Here is a 19,704-nt window from a genome sequence, read left to right as displayed (position 1 = left end):
GTCTTATCCGGCCTACGAGCTGTGCTTTGCTGGTCTTATCAGGCAATTAACCGTTTTAAGGTAGGTGATGTATGTGCGAACTGCTTGGGATGAGCGCCAATGTGCCGATGGATATCTGCTTTAGCTTCACCGGACTGGTGCAGCGTGGCGGCGGAACCGGGCCGCATAAAGACGGCTGGGGAATTACCTTTTACGAAGGAAAGGGCTGTCGCACGTTTAAAGATCCGCAACCGAGCTACCATTCGCCGATTGCGAAACTGGTACAGAATTACCCGATCAAGTCCTGCTCGGTTATCGCTCATATCCGTCAGGCTAATCGCGGTGAAGTAGCGCTGGAAAATACACACCCTTTTACCCGGGAATTATGGGGACGCAACTGGACTTATGCTCATAACGGTCAGCTCAACGGTTATAAGTCGCTGGAAACCGGTAATTTTCGTCCGGTGGGGGAAACCGACAGCGAAAAAGCGTTTTGCTGGCTATTGCATAAATTAACGCAGCGTTATCCCCGCACGCCGGGCAACATGACAGCGGTATTTAAATATATTGCGACACTGGCGACGGTATTACGTGAAAAAGGCGTTTTTAACATGCTGCTGTCAGATGGGCGATATGTGATGGCGTTTTGCTCAACCCATTTGCACTGGATCACTCGCCGGGCGCCGTTTGGCGTAGCCACGCTGGTGGATCAGGATATGGAAATTGATTTCAGTTCACAGACCACGCCAAATGACGTGGTTACCGTGATTGCTACCCAGCCGCTAACGGGGAATGAAACCTGGCAAAAGATTATGCCAGGCGAATGGGCGTTATTTTGCCTCGGAGAGCGTATAATTTGAGGCCAGCTGTGGCTGAACGACTTCGTGACTCAACGGTTTGCTCACGACGTAACGTCCATCAACGATAGAAACAGTTGGCGGCTTATGCGTCTGTTCAAAATAATCGTAGCCGGGTTTTAGCTGCGCCCAGAAATCTTTGTAATATGAATATTTATGACGCTGCATATTGGCGTCGGTCATCCGGAACGGATAAATACTCACCTGTACGCTTGGCTGACCAAAGACCAGCGCGGCGGTGACAAACTGGAAAATCTCATCAATGCCGCTGTCGGTCATGGCATAGCAGCCGACGGAAACACAGGCACCGTGAATCATCAGATATTTACCATCATAGCCATGCGCGCGATCGTAGGCATTGGGAAAACCAATGTTGATGGCCTTATAAAAACGGCTGTCTGGCTTGAGTTGATTACGCTGAACGCTGTAAAACCCTTCCGGACTTTTAAAATCGCCCTGACGGCGTTTCGGGCCTAACCCGCCGGAATAGTTGCAAATTTTGTAGCTATCAAGCAACTGGTATTGCTCACCCATTTTGACGTAGAGATCAAGGGTGCGCTCTTCTTTAAAAATTTGAATATAGACCGGTGAGCCCATTAACTGCTGCTTATACTCTTTACTGACCGGCGTGACGGGGCTGCTGCTGCTCAGCAAACCGGCAAATGAGACGCACGGCATCAGAAGCATCGCAAGAAAAAATGCGATTTTACGCATACTGCTTGTTCCTTGATAAAACGGTTACACACGCCAGAACGGCAAAAGAGTCCCCAAATCGGAGTAATCTGGATTTGGAGCGCTCACATTAGCACCACGGCAGTTTTTCGCAAGTCCCCGTGTGTACGTTTACAATTTTCCCGCCGCTTTCGTCGTCATACCTTCGAATATGTCGCATTTTTAACGCGAATGTCTCTTTGCGCGCAATAAAACATACTGTACACTTAAACAGTATTGTGGGGGCGAGCGATGCGCAAAATCATACATGTTGATATGGACTGTTTTTTTGCCGCGGTAGAGATGCGTGATAATCCGGCGTTACGCGATATCCCCATTGCCATTGGCGGGAGTCGTGAGCGAAGAGGCGTTATCAGTACCGCCAACTATCCTGCGCGCCAGTTTGGCGTACGCAGCGCGATGCCGACTGCCATGGCGCTAAAGCTGTGCCCCCATCTCACCTTACTGCCTGGCCGCTTTGACGCCTATAAAGAGGCTTCGCGGCATGTACGTGACATCTTTTCCCGCTACACTTCACTGATTGAACCGCTCTCGCTGGATGAAGCCTGGCTGGATGTGACTGACAGCCCGCACTGTTATGGTTCGGCAACTCTGATCGCCAGGGAGATTCGTCAGACTATTTTCAATGAACTGCAACTCACCGCCTCCGCCGGCGTTGCGCCAGTGAAATTTCTGGCGAAGATCGCCTCCGATCTCAATAAACCGAACGGACAATATGTTATTACGCCAGCCGATGTACCCGACTTTCTTAAAACGTTGCCGTTAGCCAAAATTCCAGGCGTGGGGAAAGTTTCCGCCGCCAAACTGGAAAATATGGGGTTAAGAACCTGCGGGGATATTCAACAGTGCGATCTGGCGATGCTTCTCAAACGCTTTGGTAAATTTGGCCGGGTATTATGGGAGCGTAGTCAGGGTATTGACGAGCGTGATGTTAACAGCGAAAGGCTGCGTAAATCGGTAGGCGTTGAGCGTACTCTGGCGGAGGATATTCATGAATGGTCGGACTGCGAGGCCATTATTGAACATTTATATCCGGAACTGGAGCGTCGTCTGGCTATAGTAAAGCCCGATTTACTGATTGCCCGACAGGGCGTTAAATTAAAATTTAATGATTTTCAGCAAACCACTCAGGAACATGTCTGGCCGCAATTAAATAAAGAAGACTTAATTACCACCGCCCGTAAAACCTGGGACGAGCGTCGCGGCGAGCGCGGCGTACGGTTGGTGGGGCTACACGTAACGCTGCTCGACCCTCAGTTGGAACGACAGTTGGTGTTAGGGTTATAAGTCAGGCTATTAAGATTTTATCACTATTACGATTGCGCCATCTAAATTTCAGTATTACTATACCCGCGTTTTCTCATTCTCAATAACTGCAAAGGAGGTTCATCATGACACTTTATTCTCTGAACGCACTTTGCAGACCTTTCCAGGATTAATTTTCTTTTATTGCCCTGGATTAGTCTGCCATTTCCTGATTTTTTAATTCATATATGGAATGGTATATGGGCAATTATATTCGTCCTTTATCAGATGTGGTATTTTCTATCGCATCGGATAACCTGTGGATCGAAGATTCCGCGATCCAACAATTATATACGACGGCTAAGTTAACCGGTATGAAACGCGTTATCGGGATGCCAGATCTGCATCCGGGGCGCGGCTATCCTATTGGCGCAGCCTTTTTCTCGCGTGGACGTTTTTATCCGGCGCTGGTCGGCAACGATATCGGCTGCGGCATGGCGTTATGGCAAACGGATATTTTAGGGCGTAAATATAACGCCGATAAACTGGAGAAGCGGCTGGCGTCGCTGCCTGACGTGGCGGACGCGCAGTGGCTGGAGGAGAATGTCCCCGCCGTAATGCAGCATCATTCGTGGCGCTCTGCGCTGGGTTCCATTGGCGGCGGCAATCATTTTGCCGAGCTGCAGCAGGTCGATCGCATCGTCGATGCTGATTCGTTCGCTTTGTCGGGGTTGCAAAAAGCGCAGTTATTACTGCTGGTACACAGTGGTTCACGCGGTCTGGGGCAAGCTATCCTGCGTCGTCATGTGGAGGCGTTTTCGCATAACGGTTTGCCGGAAGATAGCGACGATGCGCGCCACTACCTTGCAGAACATGACGATGCGCTGGCATTTGCCCGCAGTAATCGCGCGCTGATTGCCCGCCGGATACTGCAACAGCTCAGGGCTGAGGGCGAACCGCGGCTGGATGTGGCGCATAACTTCGTTGAACCCTGTACTGTCGCGGGTGAGGCGGGGTGGCTGCACCGTAAAGGCGCTACGCCAGATGGGCAGGGACTGGTGATTATCCCCGGCTCGCGCGGCGATTATAGCTGGCTGGTGAAACCCGTCGTCAGCGAGGAGAGCCTCTTCTCCCTGGCGCACGGCGCGGGGCGCAAATGGATGCGTACCGAGTGTAAAGACCGGTTATCGGCAAAATTTACCCCGCGACAGCTCTGCCGTACTGGGATGGGTAGCCGGGTGATTTGCCGCGATCGCCAGCTCATTTATGAAGAAGCGCCGCAGGCGTATAAATCCATCGATAGCGTTGTGGATTGTCTGGCAGACGCCGGACTGATTACGCCAGTTGCCTGCCTGCGTCCGGTGCTGACGCTGAAAACCTCAGGGGAGAAAAGCGCATGATCTTACTGCAACTTTCTTCTGCGCAGGGACCGGACGAGTGTTGTCTGGCGGTAAAAAAAGCGCTGGATTGTCTGACGAAAGAAGCCGCCAGAGAAAAGGTATCGCTGACACGGCTTGAAACAGAGCCGGGACGATTACCAGACACGCTGCGTTCTGCGCTGGTCTCGCTGGACGGCGAAAAAGCCATGGCTTTCAGTGAACGTTGGTGCGGCACGTTACTGTGGATTTGTACCAGCCCGTATCGCCCGCACCATGGGCGAAAAAACTGGTACGTCGGCATTGGGCGCTTTTCCGCCGACGAGCACATACAGTCTGATGAGATTCGTTTCGAGACTCTGCGCTCTTCCGGCCCGGGTGGGCAGCACGTTAATAAAACCGACTCGGCAGTGCGGGCCACGCACCTGGCGAGCGGGATTAGCGTGAAGGTTCAGTCGGAGCGCAGTCAACATGCGAATAAGCGTCTGGCCCGGCTGCTGATTGCCTGGCGGCTGGAACAGCAACGGCAAAATGAGTGTGCGGCGTTGAAGTCTGAAAGGCGTCTGTTCCATCATCAGATTGAGCGCGGCAATCCGCTACGGATATTTAAAGGAATGGCGTTTACGCCACAATAATTCGGTGCTACCAGCGCTGTTATAGGGCTGTCTGGCTATTCGCGTGTAGCCGCAGCGCTATTCAGCGCATCCAGGAGAGCTTATCTGGCAATGGATACCCGATATTCCATATTGATAGCCCGTCCAGAAATGAGACGGGCATTTTAGCGCTTTCTTACTTCGCAGGAATCGCTTTCAGCAATTCGGTCAGCAGAGTCCAGTAGTGGCCCACGCTTTCGATATGTACCTGCTCATCCGGAGAGTGAGGTCCGGTAATGGTAGGCCCAATAGAAACCATGTCCATATCCGGATAGGGTTTCTTAAACAGACCGCATTCCAGGCCGGCGTGGATAATCTGGATGTTCGGTGTCTTGTTGAACAGACGCTGATAGGTTTCCCGCACCAGGTGCATGACCGGCGAGTTCGCATCGGGCTGCCAGCCCGGATAGCTGCCTTTTGCTTCGGTTTTCGCGCCAGCCAGCTTGCCCAGCGAATCCAGCATACTCACCACATAATCTTTACCGCTGTCGATAAGAGAGCGAATCAGGCAGTGAATTTCGACATTCGCATCAGACATTGTGACCACGCCAACGTTCAGCGATGTTTCCACTACGCCTTTCGCCACGTCTGAATTGCGGATCACGCCGTTCGGCGTTGCGTTCAGCAGGCGCACAAAGGTATCGCGTGACGGCGCGGTCAATGCGGCTTTATCACTGGCAACCTCATTGAGTTGCAGCGTCAGGTTTTTCTCTTTTTCCGCCAGTTCGTTTTTCAGAATATCCTGGTAAGCGTTCACTAATGTTTTCAGAGCGCCTACGTTGTCTGTGGCAACGGCGAGGGTAGCGAACGCTTCGCGCGGAATCGCGTTACGCAGCGTGCCGCCGTTGAAATCGATCAGACGCAGATCCAGTTCTTCTGCGTGCCCGGCCAGAAAACGCGCCAGCAATTTGTTGGCATTGCCAAGGCCGAGGTGAATTTCACCACCGGAGTGGCCGCCTTTCAGACCTTTCAGGGTTAGCTTAAAGCATGCAAATCCTGCGGGTACAGCTTCACGGGTCAACGGCAGATTAGAGGTAAAATCGATGCCGCCTGCGCAGCCCATATAGATCTCACCTTCTTCTTCAGAGTCGGTGTTGATCAGGATGTCAGCCTGCAACCAGCCGGACTGGAGGCCGAACGCGCCATCCATGCCCGCTTCTTCGGTCATGGTCAGCAGCACTTCCAGCGGGCCATGGACGACATTATCGTCAGCCAGTACCGCTAACGCAGAAGCCATTCCAATACCATTGTCGGCGCCGAGCGTAGTACCGCGCGCTTTAACCCATTCGCCATCAATATAAGGCCGGATGGGATCTGTAGTGAAGTCGTGAACGGTGTCGCTATTTTTTTGCGGCACCATATCCAGATGCGCCTGTAAAACGACCGGCTTGCGATTTTCCATACCTGCAGTGGCGGGCTTACGGATCAGAATATTACCGACCTGGTCGCGATCCACGTAAAGGCCTTTCTCTTTGGCCCAACTCACAATATGTTCCGCGAGTTGCTCTTCGTGATAGGACGGGTGAGGAATAGAACAGATTTTGGCAAAAATATCCCACAAAGGTTGTGGTGATAACTGAGACAGTTCAGACACGATAAGTCTCCTTGGCGGTGGTCTGAAAAACGTTCTTACAGGCCACAGGGTTAGCGGAATTAATAACTCTTACGAGATGCGACTGAGAATACCACTTTCTCCGCCTGCGGGTAGTATAAAGCATACAAAAAGAGGCGTGGATTCCGCTAAACACTGGTTTTTAGCGCGTCAGGTCTCTATAATCTCGCGCAACTATTTCCCCCTCGAACACTTTTTAAGCCGTAGATAAACAGGCTGGGACACTTCACATGAGCGAAAAATACGTCGTCACCTGGGACATGTTGCAGATTCACGCACGCAAACTGGCGAGCCGCCTCATGCCTTCAGAACAATGGAAAGGCATTATTGCCGTAAGTCGTGGCGGCCTTGTACCGGGCGCACTACTGGCGCGTGAATTGGGCATTCGTCATGTCGATACCGTATGCATCTCCAGCTACGATCACGATAACCAGCGCGAACTGAAAGTGCTGAAACGTGCAGAAGGCGATGGCGAAGGCTTTATCGTCATCGACGATCTGGTCGATACCGGCGGCACCGCCGTCGCGATTCGCGAAATGTACCCTAAAGCGCATTTCGTCACGATTTTCGCTAAACCGGCGGGCCGTCCGCTGGTTGATGATTATGTTATTGATATTCCTCAGAACACCTGGATTGAGCAGCCCTGGGATATGGGTGTGGTATTTGTACCGCCGATTTCAGGTCGTTAATCAGCAGCTTTTCAGAGCGCCCGGCAATGCCGGGCGCTGTTTTATTGGTTACAATAAGCCTCTATGAGTATCCAAGGAGGCTGCACGAATGACACAGGCTAACCTCAGCGAAACCCTGTTCAAACCCCGCTTTAAACATACTGAAACGTCTACCCTTGTCCGTCGGTTCAATCGTGGGTCGCAGCCGCCCATGCAATCCGCGCTGGACGGTAAGAACGTCCCGCATTGGTATCGCATGATAAACCGCCTGATGTGGATTTGGCGCGGCGTTGACCCACGAGAAATCCTTGATGTGCAGGCGCGCATTGTGATGAGCGACGCAGAGCGAACGGATGATGATTTATACGATACGGTCATCGGTTACCGCGGCGGCAACTGGATTTATGAGTGGGCAAAGCAGGCGATGGACTGGCAGCAGAAAGCCTGTCAGGAACAGGACGCCATGCGCAGCGGACGCTACTGGCTTCATGCCTCAACGCTCTATAACATTGCCGCCTACCCGCATTTGAAGGGCGATGAGCTGGCGGAGCAGGCGCAGGCGCTGGCGAATCGCGCCTATGAAGAGGCCGCGCAGCGGTTGCCAGGCTCGTTACGTGAAATGGAATTTGCCGTTCCTGGCGGTTCGCCTGTCACCGCGTTTTTACATATGCCGAAAGGGGATGGTCCGTTTCCGACGGTGCTCATGTGCGGCGGCCTGGACGCCATGCAAATCGACTATTACACCCTGTATGAACGCTATTTCGCGCCGCGCGGTATCGCGATGTTAACGCTTGATATGCCTTCGGTTGGATTTTCATCAAAGTGGAAATTAACCCAGGATTCCAGCTTGCTCCACCAGCATGTGTTAAAAGCGCTTCCTAATGTCCCCTGGGTGGATCATACCCGTGTTGCGGCGTTTGGTTTCCGTTTTGGCGCCAACGTTGCGGTGCGTCTGGCCTATCTGGAAGCGCCGCGTTTGAAAGCGGTGGCTTGCCTGGGGCCGGTGGTCCATGCGCTACTTAGCGATCCGCAACGACAGAGCACAGTGCCGGAGATGTATCTGGATGTGCTGGCCAGCCGTCTGGGTATGCATGATGCTTCGGATGAGGCGCTGCGTGTGGAGCTCAACCGCTATTCGTTGAAAGTACAGGGGCTACTGGGCAGACGTTGTCCTACGCCAATGCTTTCCGGCTTCTGGAAAAACGATCCTTTCAGCCCGGAAGAAGAGTCTCGCTTAATTACAACATCATCTTCAGACGGTAAGCTGATAGAGATCCCTTTTAACCCGGTGTACCGCAATTTTGACCACGCGCTGCAAGAAATTACCGACTGGATTAATCATAGATTGTGTTAATAGATTGATAAATTCTATTGATTTGGTAAAACAGTTGCTTCATTAAAGGAGATCGCAATGACGTTACCGAGTGGACACCCGAAAAGTAGATTGATCAAGAAATTTACCGCGCTTGGCCCCTATATCCGGGAAGGGCAGTGCGAAGACAATCGTTTTTTTTTCGATTGCCTGGCAGTTTGCGTCAACGTGAAGCCCGCGCCAGAGAAGCGTGAATTTTGGGGCTGGTGGATGGAGCTGGAAGCACAAGAGAAACGCTTCACTTATCGTTATCAGTTTGGTTTGTTTGATAAAGAGGGCAACTGGACCGTAGTGCCGATTAACGAAACCGAAGTGGTGGAGCGACTGGAATACACGCTACGCGAGTTTCATGAAAAGCTACGCGACCTGCTGATTTCTATGGAGCTGGCGCTGGAGCCGTCTGACGATTTCAACGACGAGCCGGTAAAACTGTCGGCATAACCCTGCTGCCATGCCTGATGGCGTAGCGCCATCAGGCACAATGCGACTTATCAGAACTGGTAGGTCAACCCTATTGCCACAATATCATCGTCATTAATGCCTAACGTGTTATCGCTATCAAGCTGATTGATTTTGTAATCTACAAACGCGGACATATTTTTGTTGAAATAATAGATTGCGCCAACGTCAATGTAATTCACCAAATCCTCACTGCCGACGCCCTCAATATCTTTGCCTTTTGACAGCACATAGCCTAATGACGGACGCAGACCAAAGTCAAACTGATACTGGATAACCGCTTCGAAGTTTTGAGTTTTATTGGCAAATCCGCCGGAAACTGGCGTCATGTTGCGGGTTTCTGAATAGAAAGTCGCAATATAAATATCATTCGCGTCATACTTAACACCCGTAGCCCAGGCTTCGGCTTTATCGCCCGTACCGCGGCGCTGCAGATTTTGCTCCCTGGTGCGATCGGAGAGAGTATAAGCGCCGCTGACGGCAAAATCACTGCCGCCGAAATCATAGCTCACGGAAGTGCCGAAGCCGTCGCCGTTTTGCTTTTTCACATCGCGATCTTCGTTTTTCCCCTGATACTGTAAGGTAAGATCCAGTCCATCAACGATGCCGAAGAAATCGGTATTGCGGTAAGTCGCCAGCCCGCTGGCGCGTTTAGTCATAAAATTATCGGTCTGGGCGGAAGAGTCGCCGCCGAATTCGGGAAACATATCCGTCCAGGCCTCAACATCGTACAGCGCGCCCAGGTTACGTCCATAGTCAAAAGAACCGATATCTTTTAATTTCAGACCAGCAAAGGCCAGGCGGGTTTTTTGCTGGGACGAATCACTTTCGGCTTTATTACCGGCAAACTCAGCTTCCCAGCGCCCGTAGCCGGTCAATTGATCGTTAATTTGCGTTTCGCCTTTAAAACCAAAACGAACGTAGCTTTGATCGCCATCTTTGCTGTCATAATCGCTCATATAGTGCATGGCTTTAACTTTTCCATACACATCAAGCTTATTACCGTTTTTATTGTAAACCTCGGCGGCGTGAACAGATGCTGATGCGATGATACTCACCACTATTGCCAGAGTGCTCTTATTCATTTCCATTCCTGTTTTAATTACGCGCTATGATTTGTCGGGAGACCCGGTAAAAAACAGGAAGGTTTTTAACGTTCGGTAATGAAAGATTTATGACAAAGTGAGAGTTTTTTTAAAAAAATATATTTAATTGTTGCGGTAATAAAATGGTCAAATTCCGCCGCTACGCTTGCTGATCCTGCGCAACAAAATTTCACGCTACGCGTACAGGTTGTTGGCAACCGGAGCCAGTCCTGCTAAAACGTTCATTTGGTCTTTATTTCTTATTTTGAACGGCAGAGAATCATGAGTGACAGCCAGACGCTGGTCGTAAAACTCGGCACCAGCGTGCTAACAGGCGGATCGCGCCGCCTGAACCGTGCCCATATCGTAGAACTTGTCCGCCAGTGCGCGCAGCTACACGCCGCGGGACATCGTATTGTTATCGTTACCTCTGGCGCGATTGCCGCCGGACGTGAACATCTCGGCTACCCGGAACTGCCGGCAACAATTGCCTCTAAACAGCTTCTGGCGGCGGTAGGGCAAAGCCGTCTGATTCAACTGTGGGAGCAGTTGTTTTCAATTTACGGTATCCATATCGGGCAGATGCTGTTGACGCGTGCGGATATGGAAGACAGAGAGCGCTTTCTGAACGCCCGCGATACGCTGCGTGCGTTACTGGATAACCATATTGTGCCGGTTATCAATGAAAATGATGCCGTTGCGACAGCGGAAATTAAAGTGGGCGACAACGATAACCTCTCCGCGCTGGCGGCGATCCTGGCAGGCGCGGATAAACTGCTGCTGCTGACCGATCAGCAAGGATTATTTACCGCCGATCCGCGTAGCAATCCGCAGGCGGAGCTTATCAAAGATGTGTATGGCGTTGACGATGCGCTGCGCTCTATCGCGGGAGACAGCGTTTCCGGGCTGGGAACCGGTGGTATGAGCACTAAGCTTCAGGCGGCAGACGTGGCCTGTCGCGCGGGTATTGATACGATTATTGCCTCAGGCAGTAAACCGGGCGTGATCGGCGATGTGATGGAGGGGATTTCCGTCGGCACCCGTTTTCATGCGCAAGCCTCGCCGCTGGAGAACCGCAAACGTTGGATCTTCGGCGCGCCGCCGGCAGGCGAAATTACGGTTGATGAAGGCGCGACCGCGGCAATGCTGGAACGTGGCAGTTCACTTCTGCCAAAAGGCATCAAAAGCGTGACGGGCAATTTTTCGCGGGGGGAGGTCATCAGAATTTGTAACCTGCAAGGGCGTGATATCGCTCATGGCGTCAGCCGTTATAACAGTGATGCTCTGCGGCGGATAGCCGGTCACCACTCTCAACAAATCGATGCGATTCTGGGCTATGAATATGGCCCGGTCGCTGTTCATCGTGATGACATGATTACTCGATAAGGAACAGGCATATGCTGGAACAAATGGGCATTGCTGCTAAAGCGGCGTCGTATAAGCTGGCGCTGCTCTCCAGCTGCGAAAAAAATCGCGTGCTGGAAAAAATAGCCGATGAACTGGAAGCGCAAATGGAAAGTATCCTCAGCGCGAACGTACAAGATGTTGAGCAGGCGCGAGCCAATGGCCTGAGCGAAGCGATGCTGGACCGCCTGGCGCTGACCCCTGCGCGTCTGAAAGCGATTGCTGACGATGTGCGCCAGGTCTGTAATCTCGCCGACCCGGCCGGGCAGGTGATCGACGGCGGTCTGCTGGACAGCGGCCTGCGTCTGGAGCGCCGCCGCGTGCCGTTGGGCGTGGTTGGCGTTATCTATGAGGCGCGTCCGAATGTTACCGTTGATGTGGCTTCTTTGTGTCTGAAAACCGGTAATGCGGTGATTCTACGCGGTGGGAAAGAGACGCATCGCACGAATGCCGCAACCGTTCTTGTCATTCAGAAGGCGCTGAAAGCTTGCGATTTACCGGAAGCGGCGGTTCAGGCGATTGATAATCCGGATCGTTCGCTGGTCAGTGAAATGCTGCGTATGGATAAGTACATCGATATGCTGATCCCGCGCGGCGGCGCAGGCTTGCATAAACTCTGCCGCGAGCAATCCACCATTCCGGTGATTACCGGCGGGATTGGCGTGTGCCATATTTTTGTCGATAGCAGCGCAGACATCGCCCCAGCGCTGAAGATTATCGTCAACGCTAAAACCCAGCGCCCGAGCACCTGTAACACGGTGGAAACCTTGCTGGTGCATCAGGACATCGCAGAACGCTTTTTGCCTGCGCTGAGCAAGCAGATGGCGGAGAGTGGCGTAACGTTGCATGGGGATGAAACCGTCATGCAGGCACTGCATGGCCCTGCCAAACTGGTGGCGCTGAAACCGGAAGAGCTGGATAACGAGTTTCTGTCTCTGGATCTGAACGTTGTGGTGGTCGAAAATATGGATGGCGCTATCGCCCACATTCGCGAACATGGCACTCAGCACTCCGATGCGATTTTAACGTGCGATATGCATAATGCTGCGCGTTTCGTGAACGAAGTAGATTCCGCTGCGGTTTATGTCAACGCCTCTACCCGTTTTACCGATGGCGGGCAGTTTGGGCTTGGCGCAGAAGTGGCGGTCAGCACGCAGAAATTACATGCCCGCGGTCCGATGGGGCTTGAAGCGCTTACCACCTATAAGTGGATAGGCTTTGGCGATGGTACGATTCGTGCGTAATTAATGACGAGCGGTGCAAAAATAGCCGGTTGAGTAGCAAGGCTATTGACGCACCGCCCGGTTAGTTTTAACCTTCTACCCCGTGATTCACCCGCGTGAACACACCCTTCTCAGGGCCGATATAGCTCAGTTGGTAGAGCAGCGCATTCGTAATGCGAAGGTCGTAGGTTCGACTCCTATTATCGGCACCATCTCAATCAAGCGGTTACAAACTTTTCTTTCATAACAATCTTCTCATTTTCTTTCTCGCGTACTTGTTTGGCATGGTATGGATGTCTGTGAGGACGTCAGTTCGGAAAGCATTCATTCTGCATGGTATGCCTTTCGCTATTCTCAGGGGCGTGAAATGAAAGGGTGAGTTAACAGAAGAACAAGTGAAATGAAAGTTTTCTTTGACGGAGTCTATATAATAATATGAAATTGATAATAATTCTTCTTCTCGCGTTATTCCCGTTATGTTCATCTGCCAGCAATCATTATGCCCTTGTTTTTGAAAATAACACGATACTGCTTGTTTTAAATCTTAAATGTTCCCCCTGTGATTTAAACTGCGCAAATATTCAATACCAGCTTTTCAATAAAGAGACGGAGTCTGTTATTTCAGGGGCTGCCAAGCCTGTGACAACGGGCATCGAAAATAATTTTCGTGGTTATATGATGCGTAATAATAATACGTTCTACTCATTAATTGAATCAGATAATAAAAACGTATGGGATATGTCTGTTGAGGAGAAGGGAACTCAACAGAACAAAGATGCCGTGCAAAAAGTAAAATATCAGCTTAATGCTATTTTTGACAATGGTACATGCTGAATTCTGGCCTGTCTCAGGGATACGATCGTATCCCTGAATATTTCCCATCAAAACTCAGGAATAAAATTACTCTTACTAATATATTTTTCCAGTATGGCGGTATATTGTCGCCAGTTCCCGGAATCATTGATTACTGCATAATTTATCGATGCTCCCGGCGTTGGCGAGCGTGTTAGCGGCACATCAAGTGCTGTTTTCGGCGCAACCATGATATCGCCGATACTTTTCTTGTTATCCATCGTTAACGTTAAACTCATATACCACGAGGTGGGGTTAACTATCCGTATAGTATTCTCTTTAGCAATAAAGCGTAATTTTTTCTCCTCCGCTTCCGTGGGCGCTTTTAGCCCAGTCGGGCGAATTAAAATTTTTAGCCTCAAACGAAGCGGTAACACCAGTTTTCGCGGGTGGTTTTTAATGTCCTGGGTGACTGGCGGTATCTGATAAATGTTTAGCCAGAAGAGACTCTCCCGGTCCGTTGCCAGCTGCTGGCGGGAACTCAGGAGCAGGCGAAGCGTTCTCAGTTCTCCTGGCTGCATTTTAAATACCGGCGGCAGCGCCACCAGCGGCGTTTTGCTGTTATCCGGAGAGGCGTCAATGTTTCCGGCGTCGGTCCATACCTGTAACAGCATCGGCGTTGTATTATCGTTGGATAATGTCAACGATTGAGCGACCTCATCTGAAGCAAAAATAATTCGGGTTCTGTCAATATTAACGGCAGCTTGTGCCGGGCCATACCATCCCGTCAACCCAAGTAGCGTTAATATGACTTTACTGAAAACTAACCACTGCCTGTAATTGCGCATTCACGCTTCCTGCCGTTACTGTTTGTCCGCCGAGCGCCTCAAGCGAGGCAGTAAAATCACCGCTATAGGTTTCTACTGAACCGGATGATACCCGTGTGGTTAAATCTTTATAGCCATACCAGCCTCGGGCGTTGCCAGTGCCTGTCTTGATCCGATCGGGTAACAGGTTAATCGGCGTACCGGCATCGTTATAGATGCGGATACCCACTCCGGAAGCTACGCCAGGTTCGCCATAATGGGTGTCCAGTAGCCACGACAGACCGCCTGCAGATGTGGTTAGCCCCAGGCGACGCGCCGCCGCCACGGCGGTGGGTTGATTAACGACAAACCCCATTGCGACATTAGCGGCGCTGGTGGACGGGAGGGCACTGGACACGGCACCGGACTCACATTCTAGGCTGACGTGGAAAGGCGCCTGACTATTGCCTCCGGCGGCTAATATGCCGACGGCGACAGGGGGAATTTTCACGATCGCAGGATAATCTGTGATTTTACATAACGCGCCGCGAACATAGGTGACGCTATTATATGTACTCCATGCCCCGGGCCAATAGCTGGGCCAGCCATAATAATCGCTGGCATGATCCAGTCCCGCTTTGATCCGCTCGGTAATCAAGCCTGGGCCTTTAAACGCGATATAACCCCGAGGCTGCGTCCAGGTATCTCGGTCCATTGGATTCTGGTAGGCAAAATATTTTCTTGAGTCAATTTTAAACATCTCATATAACACGTTGCTAAACGCGCTGGCAGGAATATAAATATATTTGTCATCCTGAAACCAACTGTCTGCGGTAAGTTGGCGTTCTTTCCAGAAGCGGCTGTAATATTCGCCGGTACTGAGGTTTGTCATACGGACAGCGACATTACGCTCCACATCATAATAGGCGCCTTCTACTTCGGGAGTAAAAAATGCCCCCGCAAAAGCGCTATCGCCATTTGTCGAATACATCTCATAGAGCTTCCCGGCATCGGCGGAATCGCAGCGGTAAAGTACCTGTTTACTGGAATAGGGCGTTCCGGTGGCGGCCGTCAGGAAGTTACCGATCCCACTGGCCAATAGTGTGCCGGAGGGTTGAAATGTTTCACTATTACTGATGCTAATCACCGTTGGCAAACCGATATTACCCGTATTCGTGTCAAGTGCGCCGATCCAGTTTTGCGCCGTGTAGCCCGCTTTTATCGCCGCGTCAGAGAGCGCGCTCTTATCGGTGACTTTTATACATGACGACCATGTTCCGGCGCTGACGAACAGACTGGTGATAAACAAGAGCGTTCGGAAACTAAAAAGCATTGTGCTATTCCTTCTCGCAGATTTTGTTCAGATAGAGAAACGGTTCTTTGGTGTGAAGATCGAGTTGGTAGGCAACCCGGCAACGCTGGTTTGCCCCTGTTCCCCAGCGCACCAGTAGAGAACCCGACGGATGGGCGATTCGGGCATAAATCTGCCCACTCTGGCCGACCATGCCGATGTTTGTGCCTTCACCGTTGAAAACATCAGCGCCCATTGGCGGTATGCCGCCATCCGGCATCTTCACGGAGATCAGCACCGCTTTGCCGCTGATAGTGGCGAAATTGACACGCGCGATGGCGCCGGCATAGGGCACAATCTGCTGACTTCCTCCCGTCAGTTCGGCATCGCTGCGCATCTTACGGGTGTCGAGCGTAACGTTATTGATGCGGTAAGGAGATAACGAAGGCAGAATGGCGTAACCAAAGCGATCAACCACAGCGCCCTGGCCATTTTGTACGATCGCGCCCTGCGCGCCATCGGCATGAATAAGCGCAAAGGTATCGCTGGTATAGGGGCCAGCCGTCAGACCGCCAGGGTGGAGTACCAGGGTGCCGGACGCGCCCAGTCCTTCCTGACGATAGTTATCACCCTGGTCATAGTTGGCGCGAAGTGCGCCAAACTGGGTGTTTTGTTGTAGATTACCGCCAAACGTCGTTGGCGCGCTGCTATCGCTATTACTATTGCGATAACGCTCGTAGCCGCCATAAACCGACCATGACAGGTCGCTGTTTTCACCGCTACTGCCGGTCATGGATACGGTTGAGGAACGGCTTTGACTGGACTGGTTATAATTCATAGCGACAGACGTTCTGTTTTCGCCCCAATCCAGCGGTATAGAGACATTAAACGACATTGTGGTTTCGGTATATTTTTGTCGGCTACTCACGTCCAGTGGTTCGTTAACGCCGTGATAAAAGCGATCGTAATCCCAGGTGGTGCGCTGTCGCGCGATATTCACCCCGTAGCTTATATTCCGCCACTGGTTGCTATACCCCATTTGTAGCTGTGTTATACGCGATTGGTTATTGTAGTAGTCTGCGGTGCTGGCGCTGAGGTTAAGCGTGCCAAGCCGTCCTAACGGCTGGCTTACCGTCGCGGACAGGCGATTGCGTTGATGCAGCGTGTCGGAGTAGTAATCAATCCCCGTTTTTGCTTCCCGGCGTACGCCGAGCACGTCCTGAAGATCGCGAAAGCCGTTGGTTGAATAACGATAAGCCGCCAGTACCAGGTTAGTGCCGGTGGTAAACGTTTTGCTGTAACTGAGTTCCGCGCGCCAGCCTTGTTGGCGCTCGTTATGCTCTGCGCGCGCATTCGACCAGGTGGCGTTAAGGCCGAACGCGCCCATACCGGTGGCCCAGACGCCGCCCGCCAGCCATGCCTGGTAACGCTGCGCAATTCGTGAACCGAGGTTGAGGGTAATGGTGTTATTAACGCCGTGCTGGAACGTTCCCTCAAAGAAACGATTTTCAATATCGTAGTACTGACGAACCCTGCCGAAGGCCAGCGAATAGTGCCAGTTACCGGGACGTACCGAATCCGGCACGGAAGAATAAGGCACGGTGAAACGTGAGGTTTTACCGCTGGCCTCGATAACCTCTACCTCCAGATCGCCTTGATAACGGGTGTTGTACAGATCGTCAATATAAAATGGGCCCGGCGGAACGTTGGTTTCATAAATCACTTTCCCCAGTTGTTTTACTACCACGTGCGCGCTACTGGCCGCTACGCCCCGAACTTCCGGCGCATAACCGCGTTTGCCCTGAGGGCGCATCCGCTCGTCGGTGACAAGCTTAACTCCGTTAAAGGACAGACTGCCGAATAAGCTGGAGTCCGTATAGCTATCGCCCAGCGACAGGATACTGTTAATAGATGCGACAGGTCTTTGCACCCAGGTTCGAACGCTATTATAGCGCCAGGCGCTTCCGCTCTGGTTGCTATTGGCATAGCGCAGATTACTTTGATGACGGACCTGCCAAAGTCCGAGGTTAACGCCCATGTTTAAACCGCTCCATAAGTATTGGTAGCGATAATGGCTATCGGTATTTTCGGTGTGGGTCCAGTTTGTGTTATGGCGTAAAAACAGCGCCAGCGCGCCGCTATCCCACTCTGAAGGGGAGATATAACCGCGCGGTTTGTGCGTAAGTTCGGTCATTGGAATCGTCAGCAACAGGCGAAGCGTGGCGCTATCAAATTGCCAGCCGGCATGAGGTACCCACTCCCTGAGCGGGCGACACTCGGTCGCAGCGTCGGTCTCGGGGAGTGATTTTATTTGTGCCGCTTTCATCACCGATAAGGGCAGGCAGGGTTCAGCCTGTTGACCCTCTTTTACAGCATTAAATCGAATATTAGTGCTCGAGGCTACCAGCGTGCCATTAACGTAAACGTCGGCAAGATAGTCTCCGGAAGGCGTTTGCTGTTCATTAAAACGGGCAATATTTTGTCCGTAAGTGGCCCCCTGAAGTAGCGCAGGATCAAAATAATACTCTTCACCCTGCGCGGAGCCTGAGCAAACTATGGCGATCAATAGCGCAAGGCTTTTGCGGTTCAAATTAATGGTGGGGGACATCGTAGCTCTCGCTTATCCTTGCGCCCAGGTCGTTAACCAAAGTAACGGTGACTGTACCGGAGAAGGATTTGAGTGACCGTTTGCCCGGCAGCCACCAGGTTTGACTGGAAAAAGGGGCAATCATGTCTGCATCCAGGTTATACGAAGCGCCGTTCACTTTTACATTCAGGTTACTTAAAGAGGCAAACCAGGGCTGCGGATTAACGATAACAATACCGCTTTTTCCAGAACCCTTATTTACCGTTTTAATCTGTAGTTTTTTCGCCAGATTATCAGGTTTACCTAGCCCGTCAGGACGATAGAAAAGCTTTATTCTTGAGCGTAGCATCACCAACATTTTATTTTTCCCGCTGTCGCTGCCAATATTCGTTGGTGGCACCTGTAATACGTTAAACCAGAATACTGATTCACGATCCTGCGGCAATTTTTTTGTGTTGTTATAAATTACGCGTACCACCTGGCCTGCTTTGGGTTGAATACGAAATACTGGCGGCGTGGCAATAAACGGCATCGCGCTGCTATTTTCCGGGCTGGTATTCATATCGCCATCATCAAACCAGGTTTGTACGATATAAGGTATTGCATCATTATTTTTTAACTGCACATCTACGGAGGAGGCTGTTGATGGGTAAATTATTCGGCTACCCAAAATAGTAACGCTCGCCCACGATGCTGTGGCGGGTAGGGCCAGCAATAGAAAAACTATTAAGTAATATAATGCGGAATGTCGGGTATCCATTTTCATCTCAACAACTCCCTGGCGATTGAAAATGGTCTGGCGTTTCAATGCCAGACCGTAGCGACAATTATTTATACGAAACGGCGTATTGTAGGGTGGCAGCGACTGTCCCAGCCTCTGCTTTCCCGGTAGAGTAATACCGCGCGGTATAAGTCGCGCTCGCTTCAGAAGCATTTGGTTCCAGCTGTAGGTCGCCGTCGCCAGTAAAGCCGCCGGTCAGATTGATTGGCTCCCCTGAAGTGTCGAGTAATTGGACTTCAACATTTTTCGCGCTGCCAGTATTACCCAGGTTACCGTTACTGGTGACCTGATTACCGACAAAGACGGTGGAAATTTTTGTTGTTTTGTCCTTAGAACCGGTACACCCGGACAGCCCAATATCAAACGTTATTGGCCCCGCGGTTTTCCCTTGTTCTGATAACTCTTTAGTACTTACTGTTGGCAATAACACGACGGGTTTAGCCTGATTACCATTAATCACGACAGAGCACGTTTCATCAGAGACTTCCCCTTGAAAGGTGATGGTGTTATCAGAAACAGCCATCGCGCTGCTGGAGACAAGAAGCGAGCCTGTGATCATTGCTAAATATTTTTTCATAGACATATAATAATGTTCCTGTATTAATCTTTACTTTTTCAGGACGAGTGCAATTCGCCCGAATGTTTCGTGCTTATGGAGGAGTGGTAAAAATAACGATCATTAACTCTATTTTTGGATGTGAGCTATACCCTCCTGACTATTGATAATGCGATATAAAACAAACAGACTTATTTCTCTCATCATGAAATAGAGCGATAAGCGC

At 51.2% G+C, this 19,704-nt stretch carries 18 protein-coding genes and 1 tRNA gene; 11 read left to right on the top strand and 8 right to left on the bottom strand.

The window, feature by feature from the left end; translation table 11 throughout:
* Nucleotides 1-71 precede the first annotated feature (71 nt).
* A complete protein-coding gene (locus AAYN39_RS03040; protein ID WP_000333360.1) occupies nt 72-839 on the top strand; it encodes a class II glutamine amidotransferase in 768 nt (255 codons plus the stop codon).
* Here AAYN39_RS03040 and dpaA read toward each other — a convergent pair.
* Nucleotides 810-1,550, bottom strand: a complete 741-nt coding sequence (dpaA, locus tag AAYN39_RS03035; protein WP_001225658.1) for a peptidoglycan meso-diaminopimelic acid protein amidase — start codon at nt 1,548-1,550, stop codon at nt 810-812. The genes AAYN39_RS03040 and dpaA overlap by 30 nt on opposite strands.
* Before the next feature lie 249 nt (nt 1,551-1,799).
* On the opposite strand from dpaA, the gene dinB reads away from it, so the two are divergent.
* The 3 genes from dinB (at nt 1,800) to prfH (ending at nt 4,824) form a co-directional block, all read left to right on the top strand.
* On the top strand, nt 1,800-2,855 hold the full coding sequence (gene dinB / locus AAYN39_RS03030; RefSeq protein ID WP_001226198.1) for a DNA polymerase IV: 1,056 nt from the start codon (nt 1,800-1,802) through the stop codon (nt 2,853-2,855).
* 218 nt (nt 2,856-3,073) lie between these two features.
* A complete protein-coding gene (locus tag AAYN39_RS03025) occupies nt 3,074-4,213 on the top strand; it encodes an RNA ligase RtcB family protein (RefSeq protein ID WP_000528894.1) in 1,140 nt (379 codons plus the stop codon).
* A complete protein-coding gene (gene prfH / locus AAYN39_RS03020; RefSeq protein WP_000602086.1) occupies nt 4,210-4,824 on the top strand; it encodes a peptide chain release factor H in 615 nt (204 codons plus the stop codon). The genes AAYN39_RS03025 and prfH overlap by 4 nt, the downstream gene beginning before the upstream one ends.
* 154 nt (nt 4,825-4,978) lie before the next feature.
* Here the strand turns inward: prfH and pepD are convergent, their stop codons facing one another.
* Nucleotides 4,979-6,436, bottom strand: coding sequence for a cytosol nonspecific dipeptidase (pepD, locus tag AAYN39_RS03015; protein ID WP_001292984.1), 1,458 nt, complete (start codon nt 6,434-6,436; stop codon nt 4,979-4,981).
* A 248-nt stretch (nt 6,437-6,684) separates the two neighbouring features.
* Between pepD and gpt the strand changes: the two genes are divergently transcribed.
* From gpt to crl, 3 genes are all read left to right on the top strand, one after another.
* Complete coding sequence (gene gpt / locus AAYN39_RS03010) at nt 6,685-7,143, top strand: xanthine phosphoribosyltransferase (protein WP_001292018.1); 459 nt, start codon at nt 6,685-6,687, stop codon at nt 7,141-7,143.
* 88 nt (nt 7,144-7,231) lie between these two features.
* Nucleotides 7,232-8,476: an esterase FrsA gene (gene frsA / locus AAYN39_RS03005; protein ID WP_000189584.1), complete on the top strand. Its 1,245-nt coding sequence runs from the start codon at nt 7,232-7,234 to the stop codon at nt 8,474-8,476.
* A 57-nt stretch (nt 8,477-8,533) separates the two neighbouring features.
* Nucleotides 8,534-8,935 (top strand): sigma factor-binding protein Crl, encoded by a 402-nt coding sequence (gene crl / locus AAYN39_RS03000; protein WP_000174696.1) that lies wholly within the window; start codon nt 8,534-8,536, stop codon nt 8,933-8,935.
* A gap of 50 nt (nt 8,936-8,985) precedes the next feature.
* Here the strand turns inward: crl and phoE are convergent, their stop codons facing one another.
* Nucleotides 8,986-10,038, bottom strand: coding sequence for a phosphoporin PhoE (phoE, locus tag AAYN39_RS02995; protein ID WP_001043666.1), 1,053 nt, complete (start codon nt 10,036-10,038; stop codon nt 8,986-8,988).
* Nucleotides 10,039-10,320: 282 nt separating this feature from the next.
* On the opposite strand from phoE, the gene proB reads away from it, so the two are divergent.
* From proB to AAYN39_RS02975, 4 genes are all read left to right on the top strand, one after another.
* A complete protein-coding gene (proB, locus tag AAYN39_RS02990) occupies nt 10,321-11,424 on the top strand; it encodes a glutamate 5-kinase (protein WP_001285275.1) in 1,104 nt (367 codons plus the stop codon).
* A gap of 11 nt (nt 11,425-11,435) precedes the next feature.
* On the top strand, nt 11,436-12,686 hold the full coding sequence (gene proA, locus AAYN39_RS02985) for a glutamate-5-semialdehyde dehydrogenase (RefSeq protein WP_000893213.1): 1,251 nt from the start codon (nt 11,436-11,438) through the stop codon (nt 12,684-12,686).
* Nucleotides 12,687-12,801: 115 nt separating this feature from the next.
* Nucleotides 12,802-12,877 (top strand) — tRNA-Thr (locus AAYN39_RS02980).
* Between the two features lie 223 nt (nt 12,878-13,100).
* Nucleotides 13,101-13,499, top strand: coding sequence for a hypothetical protein (locus AAYN39_RS02975; RefSeq protein ID WP_000766839.1), 399 nt, complete (start codon nt 13,101-13,103; stop codon nt 13,497-13,499).
* Between the two features lie 47 nt (nt 13,500-13,546).
* On the opposite strand, the gene stbE is transcribed toward AAYN39_RS02975, so the two are convergent.
* From stbE to AAYN39_RS02950, 5 genes are all read right to left on the bottom strand, one after another.
* Entirely contained in the window at nt 13,547-14,305 is a 759-nt protein-coding gene (gene stbE / locus AAYN39_RS02970; RefSeq protein ID WP_001247037.1) for a fimbrial biogenesis chaperone StbE, read from the bottom strand.
* Nucleotides 14,271-15,596 carry a fimbrial usher protein StbD gene (gene stbD, locus AAYN39_RS02965; RefSeq protein ID WP_000899085.1) on the bottom strand — a complete coding sequence of 442 codons (1,326 nt, stop codon included), beginning with the start codon at nt 15,594-15,596 and terminating at the stop codon, nt 14,271-14,273. The genes stbE and stbD overlap by 35 nt, the downstream gene beginning before the upstream one ends.
* A 4-nt stretch (nt 15,597-15,600) precedes the next feature.
* A complete protein-coding gene (locus AAYN39_RS02960) occupies nt 15,601-18,162 on the bottom strand; it encodes a fimbrial outer membrane usher protein (protein ID WP_000075317.1) in 2,562 nt (853 codons plus the stop codon).
* Nucleotides 18,146-18,907, bottom strand: coding sequence for a fimbrial biogenesis chaperone StbB (stbB, locus tag AAYN39_RS02955; protein ID WP_000781490.1), 762 nt, complete (start codon nt 18,905-18,907; stop codon nt 18,146-18,148). Before stbB ends, AAYN39_RS02960 begins: the two co-directional genes overlap by 17 nt.
* Nucleotides 18,908-18,968: 61 nt before the next feature.
* Nucleotides 18,969-19,505 (bottom strand): fimbrial protein, encoded by a 537-nt coding sequence (locus tag AAYN39_RS02950; protein ID WP_000062036.1) that lies wholly within the window; start codon nt 19,503-19,505, stop codon nt 18,969-18,971.
* Nucleotides 19,506-19,704 lie beyond the last annotated feature (199 nt).

This window comes from Salmonella sp. K21076, from assembly GCF_039650795.1.
Classification (GTDB): Bacteria; Pseudomonadota; Gammaproteobacteria; order Enterobacterales; family Enterobacteriaceae; genus Salmonella; species Salmonella enterica.
The sequence above is the reverse complement of the archived record's forward strand: the minus strand, read 5'-3'. Positions and strand labels throughout refer to the sequence as shown.

What these genes read in the sequence shown, in the direction of transcription:
- stbD (WP_000899085.1), bottom strand. Translation starts at nt 15,596, where the DNA reads ATGCTTTTTAGTTTCCGAACGCTCTTGTTTATCACCAGTCTGTTCGTC.
- AAYN39_RS02960 (WP_000075317.1), bottom strand. Translation starts at nt 18,162, where the DNA reads ATGTCCCCCACCATTAATTTGAACCGCAAAAGCCTTGCGCTATTGATC.
- frsA (WP_000189584.1), top strand. Translation starts at nt 7,232, where the DNA reads ATGACACAGGCTAACCTCAGCGAAACCCTGTTCAAACCCCGCTTTAAA.
- dinB (WP_001226198.1), top strand. Translation starts at nt 1,800, where the DNA reads ATGCGCAAAATCATACATGTTGATATGGACTGTTTTTTTGCCGCGGTA.
- gpt (WP_001292018.1), top strand. Translation starts at nt 6,685, where the DNA reads ATGAGCGAAAAATACGTCGTCACCTGGGACATGTTGCAGATTCACGCA.
- proB (WP_001285275.1), top strand. Translation starts at nt 10,321, where the DNA reads ATGAGTGACAGCCAGACGCTGGTCGTAAAACTCGGCACCAGCGTGCTA.
- stbE (WP_001247037.1), bottom strand. Translation starts at nt 14,305, where the DNA reads ATGCGCAATTACAGGCAGTGGTTAGTTTTCAGTAAAGTCATATTAACG.
- proA (WP_000893213.1), top strand. Translation starts at nt 11,436, where the DNA reads ATGCTGGAACAAATGGGCATTGCTGCTAAAGCGGCGTCGTATAAGCTG.
- AAYN39_RS02975 (WP_000766839.1), top strand. Translation starts at nt 13,101, where the DNA reads ATGAAATTGATAATAATTCTTCTTCTCGCGTTATTCCCGTTATGTTCA.
- stbB (WP_000781490.1), bottom strand. Translation starts at nt 18,907, where the DNA reads ATGAAAATGGATACCCGACATTCCGCATTATATTACTTAATAGTTTTT.
- dpaA (WP_001225658.1), bottom strand. Translation starts at nt 1,550, where the DNA reads ATGCGTAAAATCGCATTTTTTCTTGCGATGCTTCTGATGCCGTGCGTC.
- phoE (WP_001043666.1), bottom strand. Translation starts at nt 10,038, where the DNA reads ATGAATAAGAGCACTCTGGCAATAGTGGTGAGTATCATCGCATCAGCA.
- crl (WP_000174696.1), top strand. Translation starts at nt 8,534, where the DNA reads ATGACGTTACCGAGTGGACACCCGAAAAGTAGATTGATCAAGAAATTT.
- AAYN39_RS02950 (WP_000062036.1), bottom strand. Translation starts at nt 19,505, where the DNA reads ATGTCTATGAAAAAATATTTAGCAATGATCACAGGCTCGCTTCTTGTC.
- AAYN39_RS03025 (WP_000528894.1), top strand. Translation starts at nt 3,074, where the DNA reads ATGGGCAATTATATTCGTCCTTTATCAGATGTGGTATTTTCTATCGCA.
- prfH (WP_000602086.1), top strand. Translation starts at nt 4,210, where the DNA reads ATGATCTTACTGCAACTTTCTTCTGCGCAGGGACCGGACGAGTGTTGT.
- AAYN39_RS03040 (WP_000333360.1), top strand. Translation starts at nt 72, where the DNA reads ATGTGCGAACTGCTTGGGATGAGCGCCAATGTGCCGATGGATATCTGC.